We start from the raw sequence: 12,130 nt of genomic DNA on the forward strand, positions 1-12,130 counted from the left end.
GCCGCGAGGCTCCGTCTACTCAACCCAAATGTGCTATGTATTACTCTTCAAAAGTTAATTTTTTCGGGTAATCTGGAAATACTTCACCGGGAAGCAATTCCGTCGTCGGGGTATTAAGATCTACTTCTTGAAAACTAACATTGTCCCGCCACACCTGCCCTTTTCCGATCAATAATACCCCAATATTGAGAATGGCTGCCAAAGTATACAAAATCAGCCAGACCAGGATTCAAACAAGTGGATCACTTTTTATCAGCGTTTCTTGATAATGGTCTACTATTTTTTCAGCACAAGTGGCCTACTATTATTTCAGCGACTGGCCTACTATTTTCTTGACATTCGCATCTTGCGTTTCCTTGAAAAACTATTTGGGTTTTCTAGATGAACATGCGGCTTGATTTGTTCTGAATTAATCGATTCATACATTTTTCTGAATTTTCTGGCATGATTACCGTTCATACCACCCCTGTTTATATTCTAATACATAAACAAAAATAAGGAAATCCAATTAATATTTCTGGATCTCCTTAAGTTTATGATGTTGGACTCAGCCGGAGATCCTGATTAACAAATTTAATTCTCCCAATCCGGGTTCATTTTTATCTCTATTTCTAAGTAATTTCAAAAGTTCCCTGGGCTTCGCCATCTGTTTGCACCAAACAATTAAATGAAATACAATCCAACCTTGTGTAAGGTTGCTGGTCGCCGACAAATACTTTTTAATTCCTTTTATCAGAATTTACAGTCACCAAAAAAGAATCAACAAATCAGTTTTAAAAAATTCTCCATGCATATCGAGTTATTACAAATTTTCATAAGCAGTTTTTATCGATTTATGCAATACTACATATTATTTCCAAATGCATCTGTCCATCCTTCATATTGTATTTTTCATAAGTATTGTGGATGATAGTTTTGCTTTTTTCTGCATAATCAAATAAAGACTTGTAGCCATTTTCTCTTTGTTCGACTTTATTACATGCAACTTTTATACACATTTCTTTTTCTTGAATTCGAACACTTTCATCTTTTTCATCCTCATCAGTATAGGCAAATATTTCACAAATGTCTTTTGCATCATCTGCTAAACTCATTTTTAAGATATGTCCACTGCGAAGCGTTTTACCCTTTACATTTTCATAAAACTCACTCATGAAACGATTTAACTGATCCATTTCGCAATGTATATTACGATAATATACATTACCCTGTTCAATAAAATATCCTTTGTCAACAATGCAGTCATTTTCATCATCATTTTCTCTGGTTGTACATCTTTGTTCATTGATAATTAATTCTTTTTGTTTAGTCAGTAATTTCAATGATTCGTCTATTTCGAATAAGCGTTCCTGATATATAGTCTCTAAACTTGCACCATTCATTTTATTCGTAATTATTTTGATCTGTTCAAGTGAAATGCCAATATTTTTAAGTCTAATTATTTCTTTGATCTCATCAATCTGAGATTCTTCATAATATCTGTACTGATTTGTTTCATCTACATATGCCGGTTTAAATAAATCAATTTCATCATAAAAGCGCAACGTTTTTTTGTTAAGATTTAACATAATCGAAAATTTCCCGATGCTATACAAGTCACTCAACTCCTTTCACATGCAACGATGGGATACCATACAATTTATGATGTGCAAATTGTTGAAAGTTTTGTCTTTTTATAAAGCACGATGTACAATATCTGATTTTTTCAATTACTGCTTTATTCAGCGTTTTCCCTAACATCGTTGACGCCTCCTTGGGATAACCAAGATGTCCGTATCCTGAAGTTTTTGTCATCACCACTTCAGGATTGATCATATCTTTGTCATTTACTATTATATCCGGCTGTTTCATAAAGTCGTGTTTAACTAAATCCTTTCGAATCTCTAACATGTTTGATGTTTCTATCCAACCTGCGTGAAAATCATTTGGATATGCCTTCAATTTTTGTTTCATATCTTGATCTTGATTTCCAGCCTTGATTGGAACTTTCTCAGAAAATATCGCCCCCATAGGAGCAAATGCAACTATTCCATTTTCATTATTCACTTTTTCACACGCCTGTTCAATCGCAATGGTATGCTTGGGGTCTGCATGCCCTGAAATAATAACAATATGTTCTATTCCCCATTCAACAATATTGTTTACTGTGGCTAGCACCAGTTCATATAATAACTGTTGCGAAAGATGAATATTTCCCGGGATTCCCTTCATATTGGCATGTCCGAAGGTGATAACAGGCATTATAAGAAATGTGTAATCACCAAATTCGACCTCCAGTTTGCTCAAACTGTTTTCCATCCAGTATTGTGTTTCATAAACGTCAACACCTAAAGGAAGATGTCTTCCATGCTCTTCGATGGGTGCCAAGCCAATGAACGCAATGGTTTTTTCTTTGTTGCACTGCTCAACTTCCAGCCAATTAATTTCCAAAATATTTAAACGCATCAATTACCTCCTGTGATCGGTTATATATCAAGTATAAACATTCTATTTACCGGAAGGTCAAGCATAAAATGGGATTTTGAAACATATTTTTTAACTTTTTTATCTAGGTTTTGTCATTTTCCTTATTATTTGACAATTTAAAGGTTTTATCGGTAATTTTATTACCGATAAAAAACTGATAAAGCGTCCAGTCTTTGTTGATTTCACTGATATTAACTGCGTCCTTTCGGTATCAATATTTTGGTGTAACTTTCATTTGTTGGGCGCTACGACAATTGCAACCATTTTTTATGCGCTTTGGTACCACTAAGGAATATTGTAAAACAAAAAAAGCTGAGATGGTTCGGAACATGTGAAATAGTCGTGGATTGAGTTCCTGAGGATTCATAAACACTATACCAAATTTTAAGCCCTCTTATCGGCAGTGTAAATAATTTTGTATTTTCTAGTTTTTCAGGTTAATGTGAAATACAGACTTAAAAAGTTGCGAACTAAACCTTATTATACCAAATGTATTTTTTTCAGGTACTTTAAAGATTCTAACTGGTCATTTTGGTAGCCTTCCAAGATAAAAACACCTTTATAATTCATTTTAAATAAAAAGCGACTGAATATTTCTATTTAGCCGCTTTTTATGTTGTATTATATTCATTTTTGATGTATACGAATCGCATCGGTTCAAGATGACAATAAATATTTCTAATTATCGTCATGTTTAATCTCAAATCAACTCTGAAAAACTCCCTAAACGTTATAACATAAGCCCTAAAACATTATCCATCTTCTCATAGACCAAAAACCAACAGGTTATTTGTCCAATTACTTGTAGCATCCAAGGTTTCTGTTGAAAGTCCGGAATTACGATAGTAATCAATCTGCTGGCGACGTAATATATGTAGTTCATTTGGGGGTTCGAACATTTTTAATTATAAATTAATAATCGCATATTCCGTAATTTTCTTTCAATGTTTAATCAAATATATTAATCATTCTTGTTCATTTCAGCTAATTCCGTGTACTTTATACCTGGATAAGTATATCTTCTTCTATTCTGTGTCTTGTTTTTATAGTTTATTGCCTTCTTTGGACAATATTGAATACAGGCAACACATTGCTCACAATGATGTTTAAAATATGGTTTATTATTGTCATCTAAATCAACATTACCTACCGGGCATACTTTTTTACATATGCCACAGCCAATGCAGTCATCAGACACATTATAATGCTTATCCATATTATGTGCGAATTTAATTAAAACCCGATAAGCTATTTCTTGCAACGGTTCTGTAATAGATAATTTATTGATTTCTCTGTTTTTTATTGATTGAATAATTTGTATTAAATCTTTTTGTGACTGTTTAGTTTCTTCTTCAATTGTTTCCCTCATATCATAAGCGACAACATAATTTGAAAACATAACAATTTTTTTTCCGTAGGTCAGATCTATGTCTTTTCTTTTTAGTAAATGCTTAATATGAACAAGTGCGTTGCCATCGTATTTTCCGCAGGTTGTTATTGCATAATAATATGTTTTCTGAGAATTTTTCAGATTAATGTTTGATATGAATTCACGAACCTTTTGCGGCTCTCCTCTATAATATGTTGAGTAAACAAATCCTATCGTTTCCTATCCTCCTTGTAAATCATAATTCTGACTGCTACCCATTGAAATAATTTCGCAGTTTTCCATTTCTTTAGCAATATCTTTTGCAATGCTTAAACTGGTACTAGTACCTGAAAAATAAAACACAGCAGTCTTAATCATCGGTTAACTCCTCAATTGTCATTATGTAATTGTGCACACTAATGCACGTATGTAAGTAATAAAAAAGACATCTCTGCCATCTCTATTACTTACATCAGTTTTCAAAATTCCATAAGTCTTTTTAAATTTGTTGTTGTTTCTTCAAATTTATCAAAGATAAATTTACTGTTTACTTCATAAAATACATACCTGTTTATTTTTGTTTTACTGACAATTCCATAACGATTCATTAAATCCAGGTGCCTTGAAATTACTGATCTATCTTGTGTAAAATTTTCAGCAATTTCGTTAACGCTCTTTTTTCCATTACTAGCAATGTACACCAGTATTTTGCTTCTCACTGGATCAAATAAAGCCTTATAAAAATCAAAATCAATGTTATCTTCAATAAAATTTCCACATACTAATGCGTTTTTTTCACTTCCCATTTTATCACCACCTTTATTATACGTGCGCACTAATGCACATGTCAATAGTTTTTATCTTTTATTTTCAGAAAGTTCATACTAATATAAAGTTCTTTCTAAGTAATTGGCAGGTAAAACACCATAGTTCCAATTGTATCAGAAATTTAAAATAATTGAAGTTGTTTAGCGTCTTTTTATTATTTTATCCACACTATATTAATACTTTTCTTCGTTTTTGCTTACCTGTATATTTTCTGACAGCGACGCATTACTTCTTTTGCATTTCCTATATTTGGCAATATCGTACCATTACAACTTAATATAACATAATCTGAAAAATTTTTCATATTAAAAAAAATGTGCTACTGAATATTCGGAGTAATTAAGAACCATAAAAAGAGGCATAAAGAACGTTTTGCAAGTTCAGAACAAACACAATCGACAGTGCAGCCTGTATCAGCCATTTGTGACCGAATCAGGCCAAGGCCACATTTGAGTTTACCCGTCCAAGTTTAATTTTGAATGCTGTAACTTTCTGTTTCTATTCTATTTCCAGAGCCCTTTTGTAAGCACTACGATTTCCAGTTTTCTTTTTTATGAATATTCTAATTAGTCATTTTGGTAGCCTTCCAAGATAAAAGCACCTTTATAATTAAAGCTATTCAAAAATTTAATTTCTTCATCCCATTTAATTGAACCCAGGTCCTCATTTCCAATTGGCCAATGGATATCAGCTAATTGATCATTGTCATGTGCGTGTATACTTCCTAGCCTAATGAGAATTAAACTACGGAAGCCGTTCCAACCCCCTTCATGGATTTAAGTAATTTAGTTCTATTTTATTACCAATATTTTACTTTTATAATTTATTTTTAGGACACTTTTTCATCTCTTTTCTCAAATGCTTGTCAGTATTAAATGATGCACTGTCTCCAAAGCGACTAATTAAATTTTTTAATTCTATATTTTTGTTTACTACTATTTAGCTTTTCAGATATTGTCCATTCAATTAAATCAGTATTTATTTGCAATGTATTGATTTCTCACAAAGTTAAATTAATTAACCAATCTTCCTGCTTATAATCCGTCATTTCTGTACGAATTGATATTTTGGGACTAAATTTTTCATAATATGTTCTCAAACTTTTGGCTTTTAAATTGGTCTCCGCCTTAACCTCAATGGGAAATATATTGCTTTCGTTATCGACAAGGAAGTCAATCTCTGCGCCACCACGTTCATTTATCCAATAATAGGTTTCAATGCCATGCCGCGTCTTTAATTGCTGGAGCACATACTGATACTGCTCTGTCAAAGCGCCTTTAAACTCTTTAAACAGTCAAGGAGAACTGTTTGATTCAGCCTGACCATATAAACATACCCGGATTTTCAACCTTATCATTTTGATGTACTATTTAAAACTATAGATTAATCCAATCATTGCATAAATAAATGTATTAACAAAAGAATCAATCTGTCCCTGAGTTTCTAATTGCATAACTTCTTTGGCAAATTTTTCAAATAATTCACTATTGGTCATTATTTCATTCATTTTTCTCACCTCTCAACTTGTTATTTCCATAACTATTGATGCAATCCGCAACGGCTTTTTAATTTTCAGGCCGTGCGTCACCGGAGAAGCATAAAGGCACATCATTCGCAATGAAATAGCCCCCCCAGAACCCAGGTCATCAATCATCCCCATGCAGATGCCATTTTTTTAAGATTAGAAAATAATTTGTACAATCCCTCGTTTCATTAAACCTGAATTCCCGTTACTCATAACTAGGATATGACTATGAGAACGCTCTAAACTGTTTATTTTAAAGGCTATCAATGAATTTTATATTGACCCTTACATAGTTACGTGTTAGCACATACACAACTATGAGGTGGCATAATGGCAATCATAAACCAGTTTGATAAACGCAGTGGGATCATATATGTATATAAATCCGTATCCTATTGGGACAAAGAGAAACAACAACCCCGGGTAAAGCGCAAACTAATCGGTAAACGTGATCTGGTGACAGGTGAAATCATCCCGACCGATGGCGGGGAAAAAAACGCAAAGGACAGACCAAATGTATGCAACCGCCAAAGCACGAACCGGTACCCATTACCACAACCAGCCGCAGCTTTTATAGAGCCACTTACCTGCTGGATAAAATCGGCGAAACTCTTGGTCTCATTCAGGATCTCATGCAGTGTTTTCCTGATGCCTACAAGCAGATTCAGTCCATTGCATACTATTTGATCACGGAAAGCGATTCGCCGCTTTCCCATTTTGAAAAATAGAGTTGTCTCCACAAACACCCGTTTGTCAAGGATATTCCATCGCAACGGAGCCGTAAAATTTTCAATGCCATTTCCGAAGAAGGGGAAAATAACTTCTTTAAACTTCAGGAAAAACGTCGCAATGAGGATGAATACTGGGTTTATGATTCAACATCCATATCCAGCTATTCCCAGACACTTCGCCAGGCACCGTATGGTAATGACCGCTTGCCTCAGATCAATCTTGCCCTGGTATTCAGGGAAAAGTCCGTACTTCTGTTTTATTGCCAGAAGCTGGTCAGAGAGATTGTCGATATGCTGGAAAAACAGCAATTTGCACAACAGTTTCGGTTCTTTAACCGGACGGCCAAAGTTTTTGCAGTAAGTATCTTCCAGCAGATCATTGATAAAACTGAAATCAACCGCTTTTTAACCTGTTTAAGGATATGATTTTCCAGGTTTAGTTGTATAATAAGCAATGGAAAGATAATAGTTTTGATTCGCATCGAATCATGGTTTTTCTTCTGTTTGGTTCGTTTTGGCAGCACTTAAATTTACCATACAGGTTTTTTTTTACTCTGTTTTAATCAAAACTACACTGGATGTTTCAATTTCAGTCTATAAATATTACACGATTTCTAATTCGTGATTTCCAATTTTTTCAACGATCTGTACAAACTAATATTTTCGACTTTTTCACTGGTCCCGGAACCGTGCCCTTATGTTCATCGAACCAATAGTTGTTTCATCTATTTACAATTGGGTATAAAATCATTAAAGAAAGAAATTTCTATTATGAAAAAGTAATTTCTACCCTTATGGTATCGATATTAACCGTTTTATTTTGTGTGAGCGGTTACGGTATTCATGCTTCGGACGACGAAAACAAAGACTGCCCCGGCACCAGTAATATTTCGTTAAAGAGAGGATGTATGAGTATATGACTGGCAAATAAAAATCAAAAGGAAAGATCAATAGAAAAGGTCCACTAACCGCTAATAATGCAACGCTTAGTAATACTTTTGAAACACTGGCTCGCTTAGGATATGCAGCACGCGGAATCATCTATTTTGTAATTGGATTGCTAGCGGTTCTAATGGCAGTTGGATATGGAGGGAAGACGACAGATCAGCAGGGTGCTATCTCGATGATTGGAGCGCAACCTGACGGCAGCCCTGTATCCCGATGTCAAAAAAATACCCAAGGGTAAATTTAAAGATCAATTTACTGCACTGAAGGATGCCGTTGTGACATTAGTAGAATATGAAGCGAAACCTGAAGTTTCCCTGACTTTTACACTGCTCAAACCATTCTGGATACGGACTTTGCTGTTTTTTATCTTTGGCGGTCACATTGTTCTGGTTGGAATATCTCGCATTTATCTTGGCCAGCACTGGGCCAGTGATGTGTTAGGAGCATATCTATTGGGAGGGTTATGTCTGATTGCGGGTATTCATTTTTACCGTTGGGGAAAGCCACGCTTTTTTGTTCGGCAATAAAATTTTGACACAAGGGAGACGGTTCCAGATCTGATGGTTGCGTTGATTTTTGTGAGTATTAAATTTTCTTGATTGTTTTAAACGTTAACCGGCACACTTTTATTTAGTAACTTAATCTATGGAGGAATAAGTGATGGAAGTTCTGAAAACAAACGTTCTGCCAATGCGCATTAAACTCATTTTCAATCCTGGTTCTGGATCAAATGACGACTCACCCCAACAAATGCTGGCTGTGATTAAAGAAATGCAAGCCTGGAAGTTTATCCCTGAAATCTATTTAACAGCGCCAGACTGTAACTTGAAGACAGTGGTCGAAGAAGCCATTGCCCAAGGAATTGAACTGTTTGTTGTTTGTGGCGGGGATGGTACCGTTACAGCTGTCACAAAGGCGATGGTCGGTTCAAACGCTACTCTTGGCATTGTCCCCACCGGAACTCAGAACAATGTGGCCCTTAGCCTGGGGATCCCCACTGATATTCCTGCTGCAGTCGCGATTCTAAGAGAAGGGCGGGATTTAAAAATAGATCTGGGCATGGTCACGTGCAACAATGTCAGCACGCCTTTTATAGAGCTTTGCTCGGTGGGATTGTTTTCGACACTTTTCCCATCCGGGGATGATATCCAGCATGGCAACATCGCTCGTATCGGTGATTTTCTCGGCATCCTAGCGACTTCTCCCCCTTCTGAAATACATCTTATTCTGGACGATAATCGGGAAATCAGCGAGTTGGGTCATGCGGCATTAATTTCAAATATGCCCTATATTGGTCTTAATTATAAAGTCGGTGCTGTCGATGCCTATCATGACGGCTTCCTCGATGTATTGTTTTTTTCCGATCTATCCAAACTCGATTTGATCGGTTATATTCTTAACGGTGTGGGAACCGACAGTCCTGAGGATCCCCGGATTCAGCACTACCGTGTGCGTGAAGTTGTCATTGACACTGAACCATCAATGTCGGTGATGGCTGATGGCATCAGTCTGGGAGAGGGTTCCGTGCGAATTGAAGTACAGCGACAAGCCTTGACCGTAATGGTCGGATCGACAGAGTCAAATGATGGGCAATAATCAGGATAAGGTCGTAAAAGACCAAGGATTAAAACCGACTGAAGAAGGCCCATTGCCTGAGCTTGAAATTGACGGAAGATGGCAGAAAATCATCACGAGGATACGTCATATTCCACCTGTTTACTGGCTCACCCTAGTTGCCATTTTCTTTGTTTTATTTCTTATATTTGTTCCAAATTATATATGGATCATTTTGTTAGGAGTGGTTAAAACCCAAAGCACCCTGATTATCCTAGTGCTAATTTTTGGTTTAACCACCATTTCTCTTGTATGGTCGGTTGGTCAGCGCGTTGATGTCTGGGTTTTTACCTATTTTAATATGCATGGTCGCCGCAAGTGTTGGCTTGATTGGCTGATGCTGTTTTTTACTCAGCTTGGTAATGGGATTTTTGCAATAATTGTTGCCTTTTTTTTATATTTTTCAGGGTATAATTTCCTTGGATATGCCTTTGCCTTAGGCACGTTATCATTATGGTTAGTGGTTACCTTAATAAAAGTGCTTATCCATCGAACCCGACCCTATAAAAAGATAGAAAATAGTCGAATTGTTGGGTCACAAGCCAGGGGCAGTTCTTTTCCAAGTGGTCATACCAGTCAGTCCTTCTACATGGCGACTTTTCTATTACACTATTTTCACGCCAACTTATTCATCTGGTTAGCAGTATATCTGATGGCTTTTTTTGTTGGGATCACTCGTATCTATGTCGGCATGCACTACCCCCGGGATGTGCTCGGAGGAGCTATGCTGGGGACCGCCTGGGGACTTTTAGGCGTGATCCTTAATAATTCATTTTGACATTTTTTGAATGCTCCTAGATACTAATGGGACGGTTTTTGGCATAAGCTTTTCAATAAAAGATTATGCATGGTTTAATCTGAATAAATCCCACTTTCTACCCAGACAGGCATCGAACCTGAATCGAATTTTCACCGGCAATGCCGTAGTAGTCCCCATAAAAAATACAGGGCAGGGCATTTTCACGTAATAAAATCATCTCGTATGCTAAGGGTTTGAACTAGTCATCGACTCATGATTCCAGAGCTTGAGATGGTTGCGAATCATGATGATCAACAAAGGTCACTGCTTTGGTGGGATTTTTCTCCATCAATGTATTTTGAAAGTAGCATCATCCAAAATTGATAGGGGGGAACTCCAGTTTTTACGATTGCCATGGGTTGATCTTATGTTTAGAGAGTATTATATCGGGTATATAGATTATTATAATCAATATATTTGATTAATTAAAGAGAAGGTGATAAAGATGTTTTGGACTATTGCAGGCGTTCTCGTTGTTTTATGGTTATTAGGTTTGATTACTTCTTATACATTTGGCGGGTTAATTCATATTCTTCTCGTAATTGCAGTTATTCTAATTGTAGTGAGTCTTATTCGGAGAAAGTAGGATGCGTTGTCGAACTAAATAAACTTTTTAACAGCTAGGCCATTACAGGTAATTAACACTTACCGTGATGAAAATGTACATTACAGTAATCGATCGCAGAGGAGTTATGTGAGATTCACACATTAGTCGTTTGCTTCAGAAAAAAATAAATTTCGAAAGTAGGTATAATGATGTCAAATACAAAAGGTAAAATCGAGTCAAATAAAGATAAGCTCGTAGGCGGAGTCAAGGAAACAGTTGGAAAAGTTACCGGAAACGAAAAGTTGGAATTAAAGGGTAAAATTCAGACTAAAAAGGGCGAGCTAGAGGGAAAAGCAATGGATATCGGTGATCAGGCAGATAGTATAAAAGAAGTCATCGCAGGTAATATCAATGACGCCATCGATAAAAACAAAAAGAAGCAATAAACCAGAGACCAATTCATAAATTGCAAACTGCAAACTGATGTAGAATAAAATCAGTTTGGCATTATTTTATAAAAAGTTGAGATGAAAATCCTGAAAAGAACCGAAAAAGGGGCTGTTAATGCTGAAGTGAATCAATACCTTGGTAAAAGTCGCGGCGGTGAATATTTCGGTCGTGATTTACCATCCGGACCAGATATTCGTGGTTCTTCCGTAAAAAGCCGTTTACTAAACGATTTATTAAATTTGGAGTGCTATAATAAAAGCATCAAATAGATAGAAAGGGTGGTGAAACAATCGGTGTTGATGATTTTGCCTTCAAAAAAAGAAGCCGCTATAGAGAGCCACTTTCGCAAGTGTTAAAATGAAGCTACGGGATAACCGTTGTACTTACGAAAGGAGGACCTGTTAATGTCCAAACAAAAACAAATTTTACAGCTCCGCCTTAACGGATACAGCCAGCGGAGAATTACGGATACTTTAAAAGTATCTCGAAACACGGTAGCCAGGGTGGTATAGAAAAAAACGAGAAATAAAGATAACTGTACAACTTTAATTCATAAGAAAATAAATCTTCAGTACTATAGAATAATCCGAAACATTTTAGGTTCTTCCATGATTTTGAATAGTGATTTATCATAAGGAAGCTTTGAATAATAATGTATCAAATACTTCTGTGCCTTTCCCCCATGATGAATCCCAAAGAATTTGACTGTTACACAAAGTGATATTTTATAATGTGCACGCTTGTCAAGACACGAAATCAAAATATTTAAGATAACTCTCCTTTCGTGTGATTGATTATGCTGCCAGGGTCTGATTTTCATAAAATACAACTGCTGGAGTTTCATAATCATACC

Annotated in this window: 16 protein-coding genes and 1 pseudogene; 8 read left to right on the plus strand and 9 right to left on the minus strand. The window is 35.9% G+C overall.

Annotated features, from left to right (window positions below; genetic code table 11):
- Positions 1–40: 40 nt before the first annotated feature.
- The 8 genes from FZC40_RS10290 to FZC40_RS17135 form a co-directional block, all read right to left on the minus strand.
- The gene (locus FZC40_RS10290) at positions 41–211 is read right to left on the minus strand and encodes a hypothetical protein (RefSeq protein ID WP_243135791.1); all 171 of its coding nucleotides are present in this window, start codon (positions 209–211) and stop codon (positions 41–43) included.
- Between the two features lie 622 nt (positions 212–833).
- Entirely contained in the window at positions 834–1,604 is a 771-nt protein-coding gene (locus FZC40_RS10295) for a MerR family transcriptional regulator (RefSeq protein WP_311135698.1), read from the minus strand.
- On the minus strand, positions 1,597–2,445 hold the full coding sequence (locus FZC40_RS10300; protein WP_148603987.1) for a creatininase family protein: 849 nt from the start codon (positions 2,443–2,445) through the stop codon (positions 1,597–1,599). The genes FZC40_RS10295 and FZC40_RS10300 overlap by 8 nt, the downstream gene beginning before the upstream one ends.
- 982 nt (positions 2,446–3,427) lie before the next feature.
- On the minus strand, positions 3,428–4,069 hold the full coding sequence (locus tag FZC40_RS10305) for an EFR1 family ferrodoxin (protein ID WP_207706717.1): 642 nt from the start codon (positions 4,067–4,069) through the stop codon (positions 3,428–3,430).
- A gap of 6 nt (positions 4,070–4,075) precedes the next feature.
- Positions 4,076–4,213 (minus strand): hypothetical protein, encoded by a 138-nt coding sequence (locus FZC40_RS17130; protein ID WP_187389065.1) that lies wholly within the window; start codon positions 4,211–4,213, stop codon positions 4,076–4,078.
- A gap of 101 nt (positions 4,214–4,314) precedes the next feature.
- A complete protein-coding gene (locus tag FZC40_RS10310) occupies positions 4,315–4,641 on the minus strand; it encodes an ArsR/SmtB family transcription factor (RefSeq protein WP_148603967.1) in 327 nt (108 codons plus the stop codon).
- A 1,022-nt stretch (positions 4,642–5,663) separates the two neighbouring features.
- The gene (locus FZC40_RS10315; RefSeq protein WP_420534738.1) at positions 5,664–5,933 is read right to left on the minus strand and encodes a DUF4143 domain-containing protein; all 270 of its coding nucleotides are present in this window, start codon (positions 5,931–5,933) and stop codon (positions 5,664–5,666) included.
- A 96-nt stretch (positions 5,934–6,029) separates the two neighbouring features.
- Positions 6,030–6,170, minus strand: coding sequence for a hypothetical protein (locus FZC40_RS17135; RefSeq protein WP_186843881.1), 141 nt, complete (start codon positions 6,168–6,170; stop codon positions 6,030–6,032).
- A 536-nt stretch (positions 6,171–6,706) separates the two neighbouring features.
- Here FZC40_RS17135 and FZC40_RS10320 point away from each other — a divergent pair.
- Entirely contained in the window at positions 6,707–6,916 is a 210-nt protein-coding gene (locus FZC40_RS10320) for a hypothetical protein (RefSeq protein ID WP_148603991.1), read from the plus strand.
- A gap of 273 nt (positions 6,917–7,189) precedes the next feature.
- Here FZC40_RS10320 and FZC40_RS17430 read toward each other — a convergent pair.
- A pseudogene (locus tag FZC40_RS17430) lies at positions 7,190–7,409 on the minus strand (transposase); the annotation flags it as partial.
- Between the two features lie 637 nt (positions 7,410–8,046).
- On the opposite strand from FZC40_RS17430, the gene FZC40_RS10335 reads away from it, so the two are divergent.
- The 7 genes from FZC40_RS10335 (at position 8,047) to FZC40_RS17795 (ending at position 11,789) form a co-directional block, all read left to right on the plus strand.
- Positions 8,047–8,394 (plus strand): phosphatase PAP2 family protein, encoded by a 348-nt coding sequence (locus FZC40_RS10335; protein ID WP_148603996.1) that lies wholly within the window; start codon positions 8,047–8,049, stop codon positions 8,392–8,394.
- A gap of 133 nt (positions 8,395–8,527) precedes the next feature.
- Positions 8,528–9,463, plus strand: a complete 936-nt coding sequence (locus tag FZC40_RS10340; RefSeq protein ID WP_148603998.1) for a diacylglycerol/lipid kinase family protein — start codon at positions 8,528–8,530, stop codon at positions 9,461–9,463.
- Complete coding sequence (locus tag FZC40_RS10345; protein WP_187389066.1) at positions 9,453–10,259, plus strand: phosphatase PAP2 family protein; 807 nt, start codon at positions 9,453–9,455, stop codon at positions 10,257–10,259. Before FZC40_RS10340 ends, FZC40_RS10345 begins: the two co-directional genes overlap by 11 nt.
- 466 nt (positions 10,260–10,725) lie before the next feature.
- A complete protein-coding gene (locus FZC40_RS10350) occupies positions 10,726–10,866 on the plus strand; it encodes a lmo0937 family membrane protein (protein ID WP_148604003.1) in 141 nt (46 codons plus the stop codon).
- A 170-nt stretch (positions 10,867–11,036) separates the two neighbouring features.
- On the plus strand, positions 11,037–11,273 hold the full coding sequence (locus FZC40_RS10355; RefSeq protein ID WP_148604005.1) for a CsbD family protein: 237 nt from the start codon (positions 11,037–11,039) through the stop codon (positions 11,271–11,273).
- Positions 11,274–11,354: 81 nt separating this feature from the next.
- A complete protein-coding gene (locus FZC40_RS10360; RefSeq protein ID WP_148604007.1) occupies positions 11,355–11,546 on the plus strand; it encodes a hypothetical protein in 192 nt (63 codons plus the stop codon).
- A gap of 135 nt (positions 11,547–11,681) precedes the next feature.
- Entirely contained in the window at positions 11,682–11,789 is a 108-nt protein-coding gene (locus tag FZC40_RS17795; RefSeq protein ID WP_148604009.1) for a helix-turn-helix domain-containing protein, read from the plus strand.
- Positions 11,790–12,130 lie beyond the last annotated feature (341 nt).

The organism is Acetobacterium tundrae, from assembly GCF_008086615.1.
GTDB lineage: Bacteria > Bacillota > Clostridia > Eubacteriales > Eubacteriaceae > Acetobacterium > Acetobacterium tundrae.

Coding starts and splice junctions, on each gene's coding strand:
- FZC40_RS10300 (WP_148603987.1), bottom strand. CDS start 2,445: ATGCGTTTAAATATTTTGGAAATTAATTGGCTGGAAGTTGAGCAGTGC.
- FZC40_RS17130 (WP_187389065.1), bottom strand. CDS start 4,213: ATGATTAAGACTGCTGTGTTTTATTTTTCAGGTACTAGTACCAGTTTA.
- FZC40_RS10310 (WP_148603967.1), bottom strand. CDS start 4,641: ATGGGAAGTGAAAAAAACGCATTAGTATGTGGAAATTTTATTGAAGAT.
- FZC40_RS17135 (WP_186843881.1), bottom strand. CDS start 6,170: ATGAATGAAATAATGACCAATAGTGAATTATTTGAAAAATTTGCCAAA.
- FZC40_RS10320 (WP_148603991.1), top strand. CDS start 6,707: ATGCAACCGCCAAAGCACGAACCGGTACCCATTACCACAACCAGCCGC.
- FZC40_RS10340 (WP_148603998.1), top strand. CDS start 8,528: ATGGAAGTTCTGAAAACAAACGTTCTGCCAATGCGCATTAAACTCATT.
- FZC40_RS10345 (WP_187389066.1), top strand. CDS start 9,453: ATGGGCAATAATCAGGATAAGGTCGTAAAAGACCAAGGATTAAAACCG.
- FZC40_RS10350 (WP_148604003.1), top strand. CDS start 10,726: ATGTTTTGGACTATTGCAGGCGTTCTCGTTGTTTTATGGTTATTAGGT.
- FZC40_RS10355 (WP_148604005.1), top strand. CDS start 11,037: ATGTCAAATACAAAAGGTAAAATCGAGTCAAATAAAGATAAGCTCGTA.
- FZC40_RS10360 (WP_148604007.1), top strand. CDS start 11,355: ATGAAAATCCTGAAAAGAACCGAAAAAGGGGCTGTTAATGCTGAAGTG.
- FZC40_RS17795 (WP_148604009.1), top strand. CDS start 11,682: ATGTCCAAACAAAAACAAATTTTACAGCTCCGCCTTAACGGATACAGC.